The sequence below is a fragment of the Micromonospora sp. DH14 genome, assembly GCF_029809455.1.
Taxonomy (GTDB): domain Bacteria; phylum Actinomycetota; class Actinomycetes; order Mycobacteriales; family Micromonosporaceae; genus Micromonospora; species Micromonospora parva.
In genome coordinates, this window is sequence record NZ_JARVKT010000003.1 from 92,675 (window position 1) to 110,385 (window position 17,711).

Annotated in this window: 18 protein-coding genes; 10 read left to right on the forward strand and 8 right to left on the reverse strand. The window is 70.3% G+C overall.

The window, feature by feature from the left end; all coding sequences use genetic code 11:
- The first annotated feature begins 4 nt into the window (after positions 1-4).
- Positions 5-1,558, forward strand: a complete 1,554-nt coding sequence (locus tag QCZ28_RS06325) for a glycosyltransferase family 39 protein (RefSeq protein ID WP_279515653.1) — start codon at positions 5-7, stop codon at positions 1,556-1,558.
- 16 nt (positions 1,559-1,574) lie between these two features.
- Here the strand turns inward: QCZ28_RS06325 and QCZ28_RS06330 are convergent, their stop codons facing one another.
- Positions 1,575-2,057, reverse strand: a complete 483-nt coding sequence (locus tag QCZ28_RS06330; protein WP_279515654.1) for an Rrf2 family transcriptional regulator — start codon at positions 2,055-2,057, stop codon at positions 1,575-1,577.
- Positions 2,058-2,194: 137 nt separating this feature from the next.
- Here QCZ28_RS06330 and QCZ28_RS06335 point away from each other — a divergent pair, with 137 nt between their 5' ends.
- Positions 2,195-2,935, forward strand: coding sequence for an NAD(P)H-binding protein (locus tag QCZ28_RS06335; protein WP_279515655.1), 741 nt, complete (start codon positions 2,195-2,197; stop codon positions 2,933-2,935).
- A gap of 37 nt (positions 2,936-2,972) precedes the next feature.
- Here QCZ28_RS06335 and QCZ28_RS06340 read toward each other — a convergent pair whose 3' ends face one another.
- Entirely contained in the window at positions 2,973-3,548 is a 576-nt protein-coding gene (locus tag QCZ28_RS06340; RefSeq protein WP_279515656.1) for a GNAT family N-acetyltransferase, read from the reverse strand.
- Positions 3,548-4,801 (reverse strand): MFS transporter, encoded by a 1,254-nt coding sequence (locus QCZ28_RS06345; protein ID WP_279515657.1) that lies wholly within the window; start codon positions 4,799-4,801, stop codon positions 3,548-3,550. Before QCZ28_RS06345 ends, QCZ28_RS06340 begins: the two co-directional genes overlap by 1 nt.
- A 128-nt stretch (positions 4,802-4,929) precedes the next feature.
- Here QCZ28_RS06345 and QCZ28_RS06350 point away from each other — a divergent pair, with 128 nt between their 5' ends.
- The 3 genes from QCZ28_RS06350 to QCZ28_RS06360 all read left to right on the forward strand — a co-directional run bounded on the left by QCZ28_RS06350 (position 4,930) and on the right by QCZ28_RS06360 (position 7,117).
- Positions 4,930-5,859, forward strand: a complete 930-nt coding sequence (locus tag QCZ28_RS06350) for a LysR family transcriptional regulator (protein WP_279515658.1) — start codon at positions 4,930-4,932, stop codon at positions 5,857-5,859.
- Between the two features lie 33 nt (positions 5,860-5,892).
- Entirely contained in the window at positions 5,893-6,354 is a 462-nt protein-coding gene (locus tag QCZ28_RS06355) for an HNH endonuclease (RefSeq protein ID WP_279515659.1), read from the forward strand.
- 112 nt (positions 6,355-6,466) lie between these two features.
- Entirely contained in the window at positions 6,467-7,117 is a 651-nt protein-coding gene (locus QCZ28_RS06360; protein WP_279515660.1) for a DUF6518 family protein, read from the forward strand.
- Here QCZ28_RS06360 and QCZ28_RS06365 read toward each other — a convergent pair whose 3' ends face one another.
- Positions 7,118-7,600, reverse strand: a complete 483-nt coding sequence (locus QCZ28_RS06365; protein ID WP_279515661.1) for an NUDIX hydrolase — start codon at positions 7,598-7,600, stop codon at positions 7,118-7,120.
- Positions 7,601-7,865: 265 nt separating this feature from the next.
- Entirely contained in the window at positions 7,866-8,915 is a 1,050-nt protein-coding gene (locus QCZ28_RS06370; RefSeq protein WP_279515662.1) for an aldo/keto reductase, read from the reverse strand.
- Between the two features lie 109 nt (positions 8,916-9,024).
- Between QCZ28_RS06370 and QCZ28_RS06375 the strand changes: the two genes are divergently transcribed.
- Both QCZ28_RS06375 and QCZ28_RS06380 read left to right on the forward strand, forming a co-directional pair.
- Entirely contained in the window at positions 9,025-9,519 is a 495-nt protein-coding gene (locus QCZ28_RS06375) for a MerR family transcriptional regulator (protein WP_279515663.1), read from the forward strand.
- A gap of 132 nt (positions 9,520-9,651) precedes the next feature.
- A complete protein-coding gene (locus QCZ28_RS06380) occupies positions 9,652-10,476 on the forward strand; it encodes an arginase family protein (RefSeq protein WP_279515664.1) in 825 nt (274 codons plus the stop codon).
- Between the two features lie 18 nt (positions 10,477-10,494).
- Here QCZ28_RS06380 and QCZ28_RS06385 read toward each other — a convergent pair whose 3' ends face one another.
- Complete coding sequence (locus QCZ28_RS06385; RefSeq protein WP_279515665.1) at positions 10,495-12,399, reverse strand: prolyl oligopeptidase family serine peptidase; 1,905 nt, start codon at positions 12,397-12,399, stop codon at positions 10,495-10,497.
- Between the two features lie 223 nt (positions 12,400-12,622).
- Between QCZ28_RS06385 and QCZ28_RS06390 the strand changes: the two genes are divergently transcribed.
- Both QCZ28_RS06390 and QCZ28_RS06395 read left to right on the forward strand, forming a co-directional pair.
- A complete protein-coding gene (locus tag QCZ28_RS06390) occupies positions 12,623-13,363 on the forward strand; it encodes a nucleotidyltransferase domain-containing protein (protein ID WP_279515850.1) in 741 nt (246 codons plus the stop codon).
- Between the two features lie 47 nt (positions 13,364-13,410).
- Positions 13,411-14,163, forward strand: a complete 753-nt coding sequence (locus tag QCZ28_RS06395; RefSeq protein WP_279515666.1) for an aminoglycoside phosphotransferase family protein — start codon at positions 13,411-13,413, stop codon at positions 14,161-14,163.
- A 99-nt stretch (positions 14,164-14,262) separates the two neighbouring features.
- On the opposite strand, the gene QCZ28_RS06400 is transcribed toward QCZ28_RS06395, so the two are convergent.
- The gene (locus QCZ28_RS06400; protein WP_279515851.1) at positions 14,263-15,678 is read right to left on the reverse strand and encodes an FAD-dependent monooxygenase; all 1,416 of its coding nucleotides are present in this window, start codon (positions 15,676-15,678) and stop codon (positions 14,263-14,265) included.
- A gap of 320 nt (positions 15,679-15,998) precedes the next feature.
- Positions 15,999-16,718, reverse strand: coding sequence for a TetR/AcrR family transcriptional regulator (locus QCZ28_RS06405; protein WP_279515667.1), 720 nt, complete (start codon positions 16,716-16,718; stop codon positions 15,999-16,001).
- Between the two features lie 86 nt (positions 16,719-16,804).
- Between QCZ28_RS06405 and QCZ28_RS06410 the strand changes: the two genes are divergently transcribed.
- A complete protein-coding gene (locus tag QCZ28_RS06410) occupies positions 16,805-17,668 on the forward strand; it encodes an NAD(P)H-binding protein (protein WP_279515668.1) in 864 nt (287 codons plus the stop codon).
- The last annotated feature ends 43 nt before the right edge of the window (positions 17,669-17,711 follow it).

The window sequence follows — 17,711 nt, forward strand, 5'->3', positions numbered from 1 at the left end:
GCGGGTGAGTGAGCCCGCGACTGACATCGACCGGCCTCACCGGCCGGCCCAGTCACCACCGCCGGGGCGTCAGCCGGAGCCCGGCGCGCGCACCCGCGGCCCGTGGCTGGTGGCCGCCGCCACCAGCGCGACACTGCTGCTGCTCGCCGGGCGCTACGGCTATCACCGTGACGAGCTGTACTTCCTGCTCGCCGGTCGACACCTCGACTGGGGCTACGTCGACCAGGGTCCGCTGATCCCGGCGCTGGCCCGGCTGCTCGACACGATCGCGCCGGGCAACCTGGTGGTGCTGCGGACCCCGTCCGCGCTGCTGGCCGGCGGCGCGGTGCTGCTGGTCGCCGCGATCGCCCGGGAGTTGGGCGCCGGTCGGGGCGCGCAGTTCGTCGCGGCGGTGCTCGCCGCGCTGTCCGGCATCGTGCTCGCCAGTGGCCACCTGCTCAGCACCACCACCGTCGACCTGCTGGTCTGGTTGCTCGCGGCGTGGTGTGCGGTGCGGTTGCTGCGTACCGGTGACAGCCGTTGGGCGCTGGGCATCGGGCTGGCGCTCGGTGTGGGCATGCTCAGCAAGCTGCTGCCGGCGCTGCTGGCGGTGGGCCTGATCGTCGGGGTGCTCATCGCCGGGCCGCGTCGGCTGCTGCGCGACAGGTGGGTGCTCGCCGCCGCCGGGGTCACCGTGCTGTTGGCCGCGCCGAACCTGATCTGGCAGGCGTCGCACGGCTTTCCGCAGCTCGGCGTGGCAGCGTCCATCTCCGACGGGGACAGCTCCTACAGTGGTCGGCTCGACGCGTTCACCCTCCAGTTCGTCATCATCAGCCCGTACGCCGTACCGATCTGGATCGCCGGCCTGGTCGCGTTGCTGCGCCGGCCGGTCTGGCGGGCCTACCGGGCGGTGGGCTGGGCGTGGTTGGTGGTGGTGGGCATCGTGCTGGCCGCCGGTGGCAAGGGCTACTACGACGCGCCGCTGTTGCTGGTCCTGACCGCCGCCGGTGCGGTGCTCACCGTGGCCTGGGCGTCGCGCGGGTCGCTCTGGTGGCGTCGAGGGCTCCTCGCGCTGGGTGTGGTGCCGTTCCTGCTGCCCAACGTCGTGCTGCTGCTGCCGGTGCTGCCGGCCGACCGGTTGCCCGGTTTCGTCGTCGACGTCAACTACGACGCCGGTGAGACGATCGGCTGGCCCGCGTTCGCGGACTCCCTGGCCGCCGTCCACAACGGACTGCCGCCCGAGGAGCGGTCGCGGGCGGTCGTCCTCACCGCCAACTACGGCGAGGCCGGTGCGGTGGCCCGGTACGGTCCGGACCGTGCCCTCCCCCGCGCCTACTCCGGGCACAACAGCATGGTCGACTTCGGTCGGCCGCCCGCCGACGCGGACGTGGTCATCGCCGTCGGCTGGGAGCGCCCCGACCAGCTGAGCACCTGGTTCGAGCAGTGCACCCTCGCCGGGCGGGTGGATCAGCGGGTCGAGGTGGACAACGACGAGAACGGCGGCCCGATCCACGTGTGCCGAGGGCTGCGGCGTCCGTGGGCGCAGATCTGGGACACCGAGGTACGTCACACCGGCTGAGCGCGGTCAGCCGGGTTCAGCCGGTGCCGCTGGTCAGCCAGGCCTGGATGCCGACCAGGGCCTCCGGGCCGGAGGTGGCGTCGACGTCGCGGGCGAGGTCGGCGATGGTGACCGCGGCGAGCGCCTGCCGCCACGCGTCCTCGGCCGCCCACATCGCCCGGGCGACGGGGCACGGCGTGGTGCAGGCGTCGGCGGGGGTCGCGAAGGGGCCGCGCTGGCGGATCTCGGTGCAGACGAAGCTCGGGCCGGGACCGTCGACGGCCCGGACCACGTCGAGCAGAGTGACGCTCTCCGGTGCGCGGGTCAGCACGTAGCCGCCCGCCTTGCCCTGCACGGAGTGGATCAGACCGGCGCGGGCCAGCGCCTGGAGCTGCTTGGCGAGGTAGCTGCTGGAGACGTCGTGCAGTTCCGCCAGCTTGGCTGCCGGAACGGGCGTGTGGCTGGCCGTGAGCACCACGCAGCAGTGCAGCGCCCACTCGACCCCGCCGGACATCTTCATGACGTCACCCTAGTCACCCCGTTACTCGGACCTCGTATGTCCGAGTATAGTTCCCGGACAGAAGGAGTCCGAGTATCGGCCGCGGTGTTTCCGCAGCCGGACACCGGACCACACACGTCACTGGAAGGTGCATGGGCATGAAGATCGCCGTACTGGGTGGGACCGGTCTCATCGGGTCACAGGTCGTCAAGATCCTGCAGGCCGCAGGGCACGAGGCGGTGCCGCTGTCGCCGTCCACCGGGGTGGACCTGCTCACCGGGCAGGGCCTGTCCGACGGGCTCGCCGGCGCCGAGGTCGTCGTCAACCTGACGAACTCACCGACCTTCGACGAGGCCTCACCCGCCTTCTTCCGCACGACCATGGACAACCTGCTGGCCGCCGCCGCCCGCGCGGGCGTCGGCCACGCGGTGATCCTCTCCATCGTCGGCGTCGACCAGGTGCCCGACCTGGACTACTACCGCGCCAAGACCCTCCAGGAGGACATCCTCACGGCCGGTCCGATCCCGTACTCCATCGTCCGCGCCACCCAGTTCTTCGAGTTCGTCGACGCGATCCTGTCCTGGACGGCCGACGACACCACCGTCCGCCTGCCCAGCACCCCGGTGCAGCCGATGGCCGCCGCCGACGTGGCCCAGGCCGTCGCCGAGGTCAGCATGGGCGCGCCGTTGCAGGGCATCCGCAACGTCGCCGGGCCCGACGTCTTCGCCCTCGACGAGCTGGGGCGGATCACCCTCGCCGCCCGCGACGACCAGCGCAGCGTGACCACCGACGACAGCGCCGGCATGTTCGCCGCCGCGCCCGGCGACGTCCTGATCGCCAAGGGCGACGCCGTCATCGCGCCCACCGCCTACCGGGAGTGGCTCGCGCGCCGGGCCTGAGGTGTCGGCCTGATCCGCACGTCGCCGTGGCAGCCGATCACGACGGCGGCGTGCGGGTCCCGGCCCGCCACTCGTGCGCCAGGATCGCGAAGACGAGCTGGTCGGCCCACTCCCCCTTGAACAGGTAACTCTCGACATGGCGGGCCTCCTGGCGCATGCCGAGTCGCGTCATCATCCGGGCCGACGCGGCGTTGCGGCCGTGGCACCTGCCGTAGACCCGGTGCAGCCCGAACTCGTCGAACCCCCAGGCCAGCATCGCGGTGGCGGCCTCCGTCGCCAATCCGCGACCGCCGTGGTCGGGGTGGAAGACGAACCCGATCTCGGCGGTACGGTCCACCTGGCTGCGCCACACCAGCTCCACGATCCCGACCACCACCCCGGCGTCGGTGACCGCGGCGACCGTCAGGCAGTCACCCTCCGCGCGCCACGCGTCCTCGCCCGCCATGGCCAGCACCGACGCCCGGGACTCTTCACGGGTACGCGGCTCCGCGCCGAGCATCCACCGCACGACGTCGGGCCGGCGCTGATACGCGTACACGTCGTCGAGGTCGTCGATCGTGACCGGGCGCAGGGCGAGGCGGGCGGTGCGGATCGGGTAGGTCGGCTGGAACATCACGCGATCGTAGAGATCCGCTCGGCGCGCTCGGGTGCCGGTCGATCGGTGTCCGGGCGTCGGGGCAGCAGCAGCGGGCTGGCGAGGATCGCCAGCCCGGCGACCGTGATCGCCGTGCGAGCGCTGGTGGCCTCGGCGAGCAGCCCGCCGAGCGCGCTGAGGATGGCGATGGCCGCACCGCTGCCGATCGACCAGGCCGACAGGGTACGGACGACGCGATCCTTCGGCGTCTGTTCCAGGCGGTAGGTGGCGAGCACCGGGTTGTACAGGCTCATGCAGATGATGATCGCGAACTCGACGGCGATCACCGTGGCGAGACCGACCACGCCGGGCTGGACGACGGCGAGGCCGATCAGCCAGATCGCGCGCAGCGCGCCCACGATGCGGATGATCCGGTGTTGGCCGTAGCGCGCCACCACCCGACGAGCCAGGCGTGACCCGATGAGTCCGCCGACACAGGGCACGGCGAACGCGAGACCGTACTGCCAGGGCGGAAAACCCAACTCGCCGAGCAGCAGCACGGCCAGCAACGGCTCCGTGGCCATGATCAGTCCACTGACGAGCAACTGGTTGAGGTAGAGCGCCCGCAGCCCGGGGTGGGTGAGCAGGTGCCGCCAGCCGTCGAGCAGCTCGCCGGCCCGGACCCGGGCCGCCGCGGTGCGCCGAGGGTGATCCTCGTGGCCGCGAATGGCCGCGATGCCCAGCGCCGAGAGCAGGTAGCTGAGCGCGTCGGCCACGATGGCGACCACCGGCCCGAACAGGCCGACCGCCGCGCCGCCCAGCGGTGGCCCGAGCGCGATCGCGCTCCACGTCGTCGACTCGAACCGCGCGTTCGCCACCAGCAGGTCGTCCGGCCGGACGAGGGCCTTGAGGAAGGCGCCGCTGGCCGCGTTGAAGGCGATCTTGGCGGTGGCGACCACGGCCGAGACGACCAGCAGCTGCCCGAAGCTGAGCCGGCCCAACGCGTACGCGACGGGGATGGTCAGCAGGACCGCGAACCGGGCCAGGTCCATCGCGATCATTACCGGCCGCTTGCGGTGGAACTCCACCCACGGCCCCAGCGGCAACGCGATCAGCGCGCCCACCGCCGGCCCCAGCGCGGCCAGCACCGACACCTGAGCCGGGCTGGCCCCCAACACCAGCACGGCGATCAACGGCAACGCCCCGAACCCCAGCCCCGACCCGTAGGCGCTGACCGCGTACGACGCCCACAACCACCCGAACCGCCGACCCAGGGATCGCCTCGCGGACAAGCCCGCACCTCCCGCTCCCGACAACTCGTCGTTGACCGCCGCGATCAAAGCAAGGCCACTGACCGGGGATCAAACAACCGGACGAGCGGAGCAGCACAACCAGACGTTGTGTCGGTAGGGTTCGTCGGGTGAACCTCGACGCCGTCCGCACCTTCGTCGCCGCCGTCGACGCCGGCCAGTTCCAGGACGCCGCCGCCGCGCTGTCGATCACCCAGCAGGCCGTCTCCAAGCGCATCGCCGCACTGGAGAAGGACCTCGGCGTACGGCTGTTCACCCGCACGCCTCGCGGCATCGCCCTCACCGTCGACGGTCAGACCTTCCTGCCGCACGCCCGTGAACTGCTGCGGGCCGAGGCACGCGCCGACGCCTCCGTACGCCCCGGCCGGCGGGCACTGCGCGTCGACGTGCACAGCCGGCGGACCGCCCCGGCGGTGCTGCTGCAGGATTTCCACCGCGCGCATCCGCGGATCGAGCTGGACGTGGTCACCCTCGACGCCGACGTGCACGCCGCGATGGCCGCCGTCGAGGCGGGGACCGTCGACGCCACCTTCCACGCCGTCACCGTCGCCGCGCGTCACCTGCCCGCCGCGATCAGGGCCGCCCGCGTGATCGACGAGCACCACGACCTGCTCGTGGGGCCACGCCACGCGCTCGCCAACGCCCGTTCCGTCACGCCCGCGCAACTCGCCGAGCACCGCATCTGGATGCCCGGCATGTCCCCCGGCACCGAATGGGCCACCTACTACGACGAGCTCGCCGCCGCGTTCGGCCTCACCATCGACCTGGTCGGCCCGGTCTTCGGCAACGAGGCGCTGCTGGCCGAGATCGCCGACTCCGCGCAACTGGCGACGCTCGCCGGGGAACGCACCCGGTACCTGTGGCCGGACAGCTACGACCTGCGCCGGATACCGGTACGCGACCCGGCGCCGATCTACCCCATGTCACTCATCTGGCGCGACGACAACCCGCACCCCGCGCTGCGCGCACTGCGCGAGCACCTCGACTCCCGCCGGGCGCCGGCCCTCGACGCCGAGGTCTGGCTGCCTCCCTGGGGTTGAGACGACGCCGGGACAACTGGGTACGGTGGCCCCGTGCTCTCGGCCGTCAAGGGTTTGTCCCGCTACCACACCGAGGAGTCGCTGCGCGCGTACCTGCTGCAGCGCTCGCAGCGCACCGAGAGCGGCTGCCTCATCGTCCACGGCTACGGGCCGCGACGCGGGGTGCACCAGAAGGTCGCCGGCCGCGCGTGGGCGCACATCGCCGCGTACGCGGTGCTCGTCGGTGACTACGACCCCGCCCTCGACGTCGACCAGGCCTGCGGGGCCGCCGACTGCATCGAACCAACCCACCTACGTCAGGTCAGCCGCTCGGAAACCTGCCGAACCCGGTCACAGTCAGCGCGGTGCCGCAACGGCCACGACCGTGAGCTCGATGACGCGACGGGTCGCTACCGGCGGGTCTGTCGGGCCTGCAACCGGGAGGCGCAGCGTCGGTGGCGTGAACGCGAGGCCGCCGAGGTGGCGCAGGCGCGCGCCTCGTACGGCCGCACGTAGCGCACCCGACGCGCAGAGCTGAGCGAAGCCGGCCGTACGGCGGATGCGACCCGGCCGCAGAACCCATCCTCAGGCAGATGTCCCGGGCGGCTCGGTGTGACAGTTTTGCCCCGTGACGACAGTTGATCGTGAAGTACAGCGCCGCCACCGGGTCCTGACGGTGGTGGCCGGTGGGGTTCTTCTCGGCGTGGTGGACCTGTTGCTACAGCTCGGTCTGCCGTACCCCTGGGCGAACCTGGCCAATTCCAGCGCCGTCTGGGCGGTCGGCGCGTTCGCCATCGGATGGTGGCTCCGCGCCGACTGGTGGCGGTCCGCGTTCGCCGGGATCGTGCTGCTGGTCGTCGCCGTGGAGGCGTACTACCTCGCTGCTGTCGTCCTGTTGGACGACAGCGCGCAGAACCTGTGGTCGCCGACGACGTTGATGTGGCTGTTCTTCGGGGTCCTCGCCGGCGCACTCTTCGGGGTGGCGGGTGGGCTGAGCCGCCACGGGCGACCGTGGGTTCGAGCGATCGCCGTGGCCATGCCCGGTGCGGTCCTGCTCGCCGAGGCGGCCATGCTGTTCCACCGCAGCGCACAACCCGGCCACGACTCGCACTACCGCACCGACAGCCTGCAGACCGCGGTGATCGAAGCGGTGCTCGGCGCCGCTCTGATCCTGGTGGTCGCTCGGACCAACCGGGTACGTCTGCAGGCGCTCGCCGCGGCAACGGCACTCGCGCTGCTCGGCTTCGCCGCGTACACCATTGCCGGCTTCGGCAGCTGATCAGTGCCGCATCAGCCCCGTTCTGCGAATGGGCTCCCCATGCCCCGTTGGCGGTGTGTTGCGATGCAGGTCAAGCCCGATGTCGACGACCACGGAACGCTCCAGGGTGGCGACCTGATCCAACGGCACCCATTGCGCCAGGTCGGTCGTGCCGCCCGTCTCGGATCGCAGCTCACCGCCCGCGATCCGAGCCCGGTAGAAGACAGCCAGCGAGTGGAGATCGACAACCCCGCCGTCGTAGCTCTCGACGGTCCGGGTCCGCGAGTTCACACCGAGCAGCAGCTCGACCTGCGCCTCGTACCCCGTCTCCTCGGCCACCTCCCGCACGACGGCGTCGAACGGATCCTCGGCGTGCTCGACCCCTCCGCCAGGTAGCGTCCAGTGCCGCCGCGCCCGGTCTGGTGAGACCCAGCGGGCGAGCAGCAGACGATCGTCTCGCAAACACACCGCGTACGCGGCGACCCTGAGCCGTTGTGCGATCACAGCGACAGGATCCCGCAGTTCGCGGGCCAAGCGCTGCCCCAAGGACACCATCCTGACGCATTACGCACAAGAACTGTCATTATGATGCACGTACGGTTTGCCCGTTTTGTAGCGGTGACTTATTGAATTACTGTTACCGGTAAACCATTAATTGCCACAGCGGGGTGGACGACGTCGCGTGCGGGCGGGCCTCGGAAGCGCGAGGGAGACGGGGGGATGCCCGTCTCCCTCGATTCGACGTTCTGGCCCAGCCCTATCTGCTCGATCAGGCTGCGGCGCGGTCGGTGAGTGGGCGGCGACGCAGTGCGGTGTCGGTCAGTGAACGCGGGGGCATGGGAGCGTTGGGGTTGTACAGGTTGGTCCCGGGCGCCACGATCTCGTCGATTCGGTCCAGGGTCGCATCATCCAGGGTCAGCGCGGCGCCCTTGAGGAGGTCCTCCAGCTGCGGCATGGTCCGCGGTCCGATGATCGCCGAGGTGACGGCCGGGTGGGCCACTGTGAACGCAATGGCGAGCTGCGGGAGGGTGCAGCCGATGTTCTCCGCGAGTTCGACGAGCTGCTCGACGACGTCGAGCTTCGCGGCGTTCTCCGCGAGCGTGGGATCGAATCGTTCCGGCCGGATTGTGGGACGCCCGGTTGACAGGTCGATGGGCTGGTTCTTGCGGTACTTGCCGGTGAGGAACCCGAAGGCCAGTGGGCTCCAGACAAGCACGCCCATCCCGTAGCGCTGGCAGACGGGCAGGACGGAGGCCTCGATCCCGCGGGCCAGGATCGAATACGGCGGCTGCTCGGTGCGGAAGCGTCCGAGGCCACGACGCTCGGAGACGTGATGCGCCTCGACGATCTCCGCAGATGGGAACGTCGAGCAGCCGAAAGCACGGATCTTCCCCTGACGCACGAGGTCGCTGAGCACCGAGAGCGTCTCCTCGACGTCGGTCGAGTCGTCGGGGCGGTGGACCTGGTAGAGGTCGATCCAGTCGGTGTTCAGGCGCCTGAGGCTGTCCTCAACCGCCTTGAGGATCCAACGCCGCGAGTTGCCACTGCGGTTGCGGCCCTCGCCCATCTGGAAGTGCACCTTGGTGGCCAGGACAACGTCATCGCGGCGCCCCCGCAGCGCCTTGCCGACGATCTCCTCGGACTCTCCCTGCCCGTACATGTCAGCGGTATCGACAAAGTTGATCCCCTGATCCACTGCGGTATGGATCATACGAACACAATCGTCGTGGTCGGAGTTGCAGCCATCCTGGAACATCATGGTCCCGAGGCAGTAGGCACTGACGTGAATGCCAGTTCCACCGAGGGTGCGATAGCGCATGGTGATGCTCCCTTGATTCAACCGTGATCGCGGAGCGACAGAAGTGTCGACCGCACGGGAACCCTAGGATCTAGAGTTGACTCTAGGTCAAGCCGTTACCCTGAGCGGCATGGCTGAGGTCACCACAAATCTGAGCATCGGGCAGGTCGCCGAACGCACCGGCTTGAGCGTCCACGCGCTGCGCTTCTACGAGCACGAGGGCCTCTTCGTCAACCCTGTGCAACGTGGACCTGGCGGGCGCCGCGTCTACAGCCAGGATGACGTGGACTGGCTCACCGTCTGCATCATCTTGCGCGCCTCCGGCATGCCCCTACCCGCGCTACGCCGATACGCCGACCTCGTCCGGCAGGGAGCCGGCAACGAGGAAGAACGACTCACGCTCATGCGCGAGCACCAAGCCCACGTCACCACCCAGATCGGCAGACTCGCCGAGTGCCTGGACCTGATCAGGTTCAAGGTCGGGGTGTACGAGGACCTCCTCGACCCGGACAGCGCTGGCGACCGCCAGTGCCACGCGGCATCTCCTTCGGCGAACGACGAAGACGCCAACAACATAGATGGCCCGCGCGGACCAGTGGCGCCGGATCCGGCGCTGAGCCTGTAGTGCGTGCTCGTCGCCGCCGGCTGCCGGAGCGTCTTCGCCGAGAAGCGTCCGCTCCAGCGCTTACGGTCAGGTCGTCCCTGTCAACTCCTGGGAAAGCGAGAACCCGTGTCAGCGTCCAACCCCCCATCGCCGGTGATCACGCATTTCGCGGCCCGCGCCGGCGACCACAACGACCGGGCCATGCAGGCGTCGGGAATGATCGCGGCCGAACTCGCCGCTCGGCTGGGTTCAGCACCGGTTGTCATCGGGTCACCCGAACCCGCGCTGTGTACCAACTGGGAAGAAGAGTTGGCCGCGGCTCGGCCGGCACTGCGCGCCATGGCAGAGCACTTCGACACGTTGTTGCGCGACGGCGCCTTTCCGGTCACGGCGCTGAGCCGCTGCGCGGTCGCTCTGGCGACGCTTCCGGTCGTCGCCAGGTATCGCCCGGACGCGGTGGTCGTCTGGTTTGACGCACACGCGGACCTCAACACTCCCCAGAGCAGCACGACCGGCTACCTCGGCGGCCTCGCCCTCAGCGGCCCGCTCGGTATGTGGGACTCCGGTCTGGGACAGGGGCTGAAGCCAGAGAACGCGATCCTCTGCGGGGCACGTGACATCGACCCGGCCGAGCAGCCTCTGATCGATGATGGCGTGATCACGCTGGTCGGGCCAGGACCGGACCTGGCGGAAAGGTTGCGGGCCGCGATCGCCGGCCGTCCGGTCTATGTGCACCTCGACTGTGACGTCCTTGAACCCGGCATCGTGCCCACCGACTACCTCGTTCCCGGCGGCCTCACACTCAGCGAACTCAGATCCGCCGCGCTCGCCATCGGCGAGTCCGACCTCGTCGGCTTGGAGATCGGCGAGTTCGAGGCCGGGGAAGGCGCCGATGGCCTCGCAGTCCACCCCGGTCCGCTCCTGGACGCCCTTCAGCCGCTACTCGACACGGCGGTGGGCCTGCATGCTGTTCCGTAAGGGGTTCGTCCAGGATCCCTATGCCGGCGGCTGGAGCCAGCGGTCAAACCAGGCGCGGGTGCGGCGCAGGAGGTCGAGTTGGTGGTTGCGTTCCCGGATCGAGTGGCCCTCTCTCGGGTACGTCACGAACTCGTGCTCGACGTCGAAGTGGCGCAACGCCCGGTGCAGATACACGGCCTGCCCGAGAGGAACGTTGGTGTCCTCGGCGCCGTGCGCGATGAGCACCGGAGTGCGGATGTGACCGGCGAAGGAGATCGGGCTGACCGCGTCGTGCGGGTGTGGTCCGATGCCGGACCAGCCGGTGCTGCCACCCAGCGCCGCCTCGAACTGGCCGTTGTCGCCGGTCGCGGCGAGCATGCCCCAGTCGACGATGCCGGCGCCGACCAGCGCGGCGCGGAAACGGTCGGTCTGGCCGATGGCCCAGGCGGACATGAAGCCGCCGTGACTCCAGCCGGCGATGCCCAGCCGGTCGGGGTCGGCGATGCCCTCGACGATGAGTAGGTCGATGCCGGTCAGGATGTCGGTCCACTCCTGCTGACCGACCCGGCCGGCGACGCTGGCGGCGAACTCGTGACCGTGGCCCTGGCCGCCGCGCGGGTTGGGCAGGAACACCGCGTAGCCGGCGCCTGCCAGCCACTGCGCGCTGGGGAACCAGAACAACTGGCAACGATCGGCGTAGCGATCGTACGGGCCGCCATGCACGATGGTGACCAGCGGGAACGGGCCTTCGGACGCGCTTCTTCCGACCGGGAGAACGAGCAGGCCGTCCAGGTCGAGGCCGTCGGCGGCACGGTAGGCCAGCGGCTGTTGGGTGCCGAATGTGATCCCGTCGAGTTCCGGACGGGTGTGGGTGGCTCGTCGCAGCGGCCCCGTTGGCGCTCCGATGTGCACATTCGGCGGTTCGTAGCGGGCGCCGGTGCGTACCGCGATGGTGTCGCCGGTGGGGGTCGTGGTGAGGTGGTCGAGACGTCCGGTGTGATGCGACAGGGTGGTGAGGTCTTTGTGGTCGAGCCGGGCCACTGTGGTGTTCAGGCCGTCGGCGAACACCACCAGCGGGGCGGTGTCGGTCTGGCAGAGTTCGGTGGGGCACATCGAGAGGCCGGCGGTGCGGTTGCGGAGGACGCGGTTCGCGACTGCAAGGTCGAACACGGCGGTGCCGGCTTGCAGGAGCGGTGGGGTGAGCGCGAGGTAACCGAGGTGCCAACCGTCCTCACCCGGCCACCATGCCAGCGATCGTGCGTCGACCGCCACCGGTCCGAGGTTCTCCGCCTTTTCGGTGGTGGGGTCGAACAGGTGCAGCTGGCCGGTGCGTGGGCCGTGGTCGTTGTCGGCGCTGGCCCAGGTCAGCACGGCGAGTGGGCCGCCGTCGGGACGTTGCCGCACCTCCACGACGTGCCGGTCACCGAACACCTGCGGGGTGGCCACCCGGCCGGTACGCAGGTCGAGCAGGCGCAACCGGGCGCGCGGTTCGCCCTCGCCGACCACGATGGCGTCGTCACGGTCCCGGGCCCGGCGCACGTCCCGCTCGGTGGGTTCGTCCTCGGTGAGCAGCGCGACCAGGTCGGGATCGCTGAGCGGCAGGTGGTCGATGACACCGCCGCTCCAGCTGGTGCACGTGGTCACCGTGCCCCTGGCGAGGGTGAGGCGGTGCAGTTGCGGTGTCCCACGCTCGGCGCGGTCGGACAGGAAGAACAGCGTCTGGGAGTCCGCCGACCAGCGTGGTCGGGATTCGGTTGCGGTGTCGGCGGTCGCCCGGCGCGGCGCGACGCCATCGGTGTCGACGAGCCAGAGCGCGGTGTCGAGGTGGTCACCGGCCCGGCTGATGGGGGCGAGGACGTAGCAGAGCAGTCGCCCGTTCGGGGCGAGTGCCGGGGTCTGCGGCTCACGACCATCGACGACGAGGTCGGCGGTAAGCCCTGTCATTCGATCAGTCTGCCAGCACCGGCGTGGCACTACGAACCGGTGCGCCGCTGACACGTTCGGGCCGGACTCTTCCACGGCGACGTCGAGGCACCTGGATAGCATTCTCACGTCCCGCTGGTGACGGGTGCGAGGAGGAAGCCGGTGGCCTGGTACCGATACAGCGTCGGGCCGCCAGCTCGTCTCCGACGGCCGCGCCAATTCGATGGCAGAGCGGCGTGACCACATGTTCTCAGTGGAGGAACGCGACCTGATCCGGCAGCGGTTGTTGCGCCTCGCCGCGCAAGATCCCGCGGTGGTCGGCGCGGCGATCACCGGCTCGCATGCCAGCGGCGACGAGGATCGCTGGTCAGATGTCGATCTGGCCTTCGCGGTCAGCGACCCGCTCGACGTCGTCGTGCGTCGGTGGACGCAACGCATGTACCGGGACTTCGCCGCTGTCCATCACTGGGACCTCCCTTCCGGGTCGGTGATCTACCGGGTGTTCCTGCTTCCCCACTGCCTGGAAGTCGACCTGGCCTTCGGCCCGGAAGCCGACTTCGGGCCGCGAGGCCCGAGTTGGTGTCTCATCTTCGGGCAAGCCGCACCGCCCCAGCCGGTCATGGCGAGCGGTTACGACACGATCGCCGGCCTGGCGTGGCACCACGCCCTGCACGCGCGGATCAGCATCGAGCGAGGCAGATGCTGGCAGGCGGAGCACTGGATCAGCGCGATGCGCACCCAGACGATCTCACTCGCCTGCCAGCGCCTGGGCCATGCCACCAGCTACGCCAAAGGCGCCCACCTCCTACCCACCACCATCACCGGGCCTCTCGAAACGACCCTGGTCCGTTCCCTGGACGAGGCCGAGTTACGTCGCGCGCTGTCGGCCGCCGTAGCCGTCCTGAGCACAGAACTCACTCGCACGGACGCGGCCCTGGCCGACCGACTGCGCCCGATTCTCGGCGAACTCGCCGCCAGCCCATGACGATCAACGCGATTGCGGTGATCGGCGCGTAGCAGGAGCATCGTCTCGTGGAGGAGACGATGCCCGGCGGCAACATGGGCGGTGCGATACGCGTCGGCACCACCGTTCGGCGTGCTGCCGCCGAATGGAACCCGACCGTGCAGCGCCTGCTGGGGCACCTTCATGACCGCGGCCTCACCTGGGTGCCGCACCCGCTGGGCACCGACGAGTACGGGCGTGACACCGTCTCGTACCTGCCGGGCGTCGTGCCTCAGTACCCGCTGCCGGCCTGGGTCTGGCGTCGGGAGATCCTCATCGACGCCGGCACCCACCTCGCGCACCTTCACCAGGCCAGCCTGGGCTTCGATGTCTCCGGTGCCGTCTGGCAGTCCGCGGTACGGCAGCCGGCCGAGGTCATCTGTCACAACGACTTCGCGCCGTACAACATGGTCTTCACCGATCGGCGACTGAGTGGTGTCATCGACTGGGACACGGCCTCACCCGGCCCCCGGTTGTGGGACTTGGCGTACCTCGCCTACCGGCTGGTGCCGTTGGCGGACCCGAGCAACGGCGACGCGATTGACAGTGACCTGGGCGAGCGGGCCCGACGCCTGCGGTTGCTCGCCGCCGCCTACGGCTCGCAGCTGGCACCGGCGAGCATTCTCCCCGTCGCCGTGGCGCGACTGCACGATATCGCCGCCTTCACCGAGGCCCGCGCCGACCAGGGTCAGGAGACGGTTCGCGGTCACGTCGAGCTCTACCGCCGCGACGCGGAGTGGATCACCAGGCACGCCGACGAGCTGTGCCAGGAATCCGGCTGAACCACCGGCCGGTGTGACGCCGATTCCGGTGGGCTGTCGTGGGGACGTCCCGGCGTACCGGGACGTCGCCACGGCTCGGCACCCGTTGGTGCGGCGGGATCAGTGGACGGGCCGGCCGAACCAGCGGGCGAGGTGGTCGTCCAGATCCCGCTGGTCGTCGCCGATCCAGGCGACGTGGCCGTCGGGGCGGAGCAGGACGCCGGGAACATCCAGGGCCGCGGTGGAGTCCGCGAGGTGGTCGACCCGGTCGGACCAGCCGCCGATGGTCAGGCGCTCGGTGCGGTCCAGCAGCAGGCCACGACCGCGGTGCAGCAGACCGTAGAGGTGCCCGTGCTTCACGTCGATGTCGGGCAGCCGGCGACCGAGCAGGTCGGGGCCGTCGCCGAAGTCGTAGCGGATGCCGATGGCGGTGATCTTTTTGAGCAGGTGCAGGTTCACCTCGTCGAAGTCCATCAGCTCGATGAGCAGCCGGCGCACGGCCTGTGCGCCGGGTTCGGTGGACAGCAACTGCGTCTGGGCCCGGGTGTTGTCCAGCACGTCCGCGGCGACCGGACGCCGTTCGGCCTGGTAGGTGTCGAGCAGGGCCGACGGCGCCCAGCCGCGGACCTGCGCGGCCAGTTTCCAGCCGAGGTTGACGGCGTCCTGAACGCCGAGGTTGAGGCCCTGTCCGCCGATGGGGGGATGGATGTGCGCCGCGTCGCCGGCCAGCAGCACCCGTCCGACCCGGTAACTGTCGGCCAACCGCATGGCGTCCCCGAAGCGGGACAGCCAGCGCGGGGAGTGCACGCCGAAGTCGGTTCCGGCTATGGCGCGCAACTGGCGCTTGAAATCGTCGAGGGTGGGCGGTTCGGCGCGGTCACTGACGCCGGCGGCGGGGACCAGGACGCTGTAGACGCCGACGCCTGCTGGCCGCAGCCAGAACCGTTGCTGGGTCTCGCGGATCTCGGCCACCCTGCGGGCGATCTCCTCCGGTGGGACGCCTACTGCCATCTCGCCCATCAGGCTCTCGGTCCGTGCCGGTTCGCCGGGAAAGCCGACGCCGAGCAGTTTGCGAACGGTGCTCCGCCCGCCGTCGCAGCCGACGAGGAAGCGCGAGCGCAGCCGTTCCCCGTCGGCCAGCTCAACGGTCACCCAGTCGTCGTCCTGCTCGACGGCGGCGACCGCCCGACCGCGCCGGACCTGCGCGCCCAGTTCGACGGCGTGCTCTTCGAGTAGACGTTCGATGACCGGCTGCGGAATGCCCAGCAGGTAGGCGTACCGGGGATCGAGGCCCGTGGGCGCGGGCTTGGGGATGGCGGCGAAGTAGGCGCTGGCCGGACGCTGCCTCCCGTGCGGGAGGATGCGTTCCAGCAGGCCGCGCATCGCCATCAGCTCCAGGCTGCGGATGTGCAGGCCGACGATGCGGACGGCCGACGGCGGCTCGGTCTCCTTCTCCACCACGAGTACCCGGACGTCGTGCAGCCGCAGTTCGGCGGCGAGCATCGCACCGGTCGGCCCGCACCCCGCGATGATCACGTCGTACGTGCGGGGGGCGTTGTCGGTGCTGCGGGTCGGCGATGAGGGGCGGCCGCTGACGACGGAGTCGGGCTCGACGGGGGCGGTCGACGGGGTTTCGGCGGTGACATGGGCAGGGTGCACAGGTGTTGCCTCTCGGGAGTGCCGTGTGGGCAGGGCGCTCCCGGCGACACCTATGTCAGTCGCCCGACCGTGACGGCAAGGGGGAGCACCCACATCGCTTCAACGTTCATGGGTCTCACCTCCTCGGGTGGTGTCGCGGTCAGCGGCACGCTATCTCCCCGGCGCGGTCGCGTCGAGCTCTTTTCCCGCCGGGGTGATCACGCGGTCGGGTGGGTCAGCGACCGGTGGAGCCACTCGGCCATCAGCGCGCGTTCGGCGTCGGTGAGGCCCGGCAGGTGGGGCAGCACCGTCGCGAAGGTCACCGCGACCGTGTTCGTGGTCGTGTCGGGGGTCGCCGGGGCTGTCGACAGGATGCTGGTGAGCACGGCGTCGAGCATGGCCTCGCTCAGGCCGGGGTCGCGCTGCTCCGGGGGCGTTCCGAGCAGCGCGAGGATGGTGCCGTGACCCGCTGAGTGGATCATCATGAGTGCGCGTTGTTCGTCGACCCGCAGCAGGCCGGCTGCGGCGAGTCGCCGGACGCGACGACGGAGCACGTCGAGGCCCGCGACGGTCGCCGGTGAGGGTGCGCCGCTCCCCCGCGCGGCCATCAGGGCGTACAACTCGGGGTTTGTCAGGCCGAACTCCACGTGCGTGCGCCATCCGGTGCGCAGCTCCGCGACCGGATCACCCGTCGCGACGTGCGCGGCGACCGATTTGCCGCTGACGTAGCTGGCCATGACGTGCTCGGCGACGGCGTCGATGAGGCCGTCCTTGTCACCGAACAGGCGGTAGATGGTCGGCGCCTGCACACCTGCGGCCTGGGCGACGGCGCGCGTCGTCACCGCGTTCGCGCCCTTCTCGCGCAGCAGTTCGGTTGCTGCCGCGACGATGCCCACGCGGACGTCGTCGCGGGATGCCATGTCCTGCGTCGTCACCATGAATCAATGCTAACAGCGACTTGTTAACCACGGATTATCGCTGCTAACGTCTGCGGCGTAACGCCGATATCAAGGGAGTGTGCAACATGTTCGTCGTCACCGGTGCCACTGGTCAGCTCGGGTCCCAGATCGTCGACCGGCTGCTCGACCGGTTACCAGCCGAGGCGGTGGGCGTGAGCGTGCGCGACGTCGACCGGGCCGTGGGCCTCGCCGAGCGGGGTGTGCGGGTGCGTGCCGGCGACTTCACCGACCCGGCCACGCTGGAGCACGCCTTCGAGGGCGCCGACAAGGTCCTCGTCGTGTCCGCCGCCATCCGTGGGGCCGCCGCGGTCGCCGCGAACCGCGCCGCCATCGGCGCCGCCCGCGCCGCGGGAGCCAAACGAATCCTCTACACCAGCCACCAGGCCGCCTCCCGGGACTCGCTGTTCGCCCCCCAGCCCACCCACGCCGCGGCCGAGGAGCACCTGGCCGGGCTGGGGGTTCCCTTCACCGCGCTGCGCAACGGGTTCTACGCGAGCACGCTCAACCTCTGCATCGGTGCGGCGTTGGAGACCGGTCAACTCGTGGCGCCGGCGGACGGTCCGGTGTCCTGGACCGCGCACGCCGACCTGGCCGAAGCCGCGGCCATCGCCCTGGCCGAGGAGGGCCTGCTCGACGGCATCACGCCGGCGCTGACCGCAGCGCAGGCACTCGACCTCGAGGCGGTGGCCGCCATCCTGAGCGACATCACGGGCCGCACCGTCACCCGGGTGGTTGTCACCGACGACCAGTGGCGCTCGGCCGCCATCGCAGGTGGCATGCCCCCGGCGGCCGCCGACTTCACCCTCGGCATGTACCGCGCGGCGCGGCGCGGCGAGTTCGCCGTCACCGATCCGACGCTGGAGACCCTCATCGGTCGCCGTCCGGCATCCGCTCGCGCAGCACTGGAGGCCATCGTCGCCCAGCGTTGACGGGCCGGGTCGGCGGAGGTTGACTCTCGACCGGGTTGAGGCT

Excerpts from the sequence above, each read along its gene's own strand:
- QCZ28_RS06330 (WP_279515654.1), bottom strand. The coding sequence starts at position 2,057 with ATGAAGATGTCCGGCGGGGTCGAGTGGGCGCTGCACTGCTGCGTGGTG.
- QCZ28_RS06335 (WP_279515655.1), top strand. The coding sequence starts at position 2,195 with ATGAAGATCGCCGTACTGGGTGGGACCGGTCTCATCGGGTCACAGGTC.
- QCZ28_RS06340 (WP_279515656.1), bottom strand. The coding sequence starts at position 3,548 with ATGTTCCAGCCGACCTACCCGATCCGCACCGCCCGCCTCGCCCTGCGC.
- QCZ28_RS06370 (WP_279515662.1), bottom strand. The coding sequence starts at position 8,915 with ATGCGCTATCGCACCCTCGGTGGAACTGGCATTCACGTCAGTGCCTAC.
- QCZ28_RS06375 (WP_279515663.1), top strand. The coding sequence starts at position 9,025 with ATGGCTGAGGTCACCACAAATCTGAGCATCGGGCAGGTCGCCGAACGC.
- QCZ28_RS06385 (WP_279515665.1), bottom strand. The coding sequence starts at position 12,399 with ATGACAGGGCTTACCGCCGACCTCGTCGTCGATGGTCGTGAGCCGCAG.
- QCZ28_RS06390 (WP_279515850.1), top strand. The coding sequence starts at position 12,623 with ATGTTCTCAGTGGAGGAACGCGACCTGATCCGGCAGCGGTTGTTGCGC.
- QCZ28_RS06405 (WP_279515667.1), bottom strand. The coding sequence starts at position 16,718 with ATGGTGACGACGCAGGACATGGCATCCCGCGACGACGTCCGCGTGGGC.
- QCZ28_RS06410 (WP_279515668.1), top strand. The coding sequence starts at position 16,805 with ATGTTCGTCGTCACCGGTGCCACTGGTCAGCTCGGGTCCCAGATCGTC.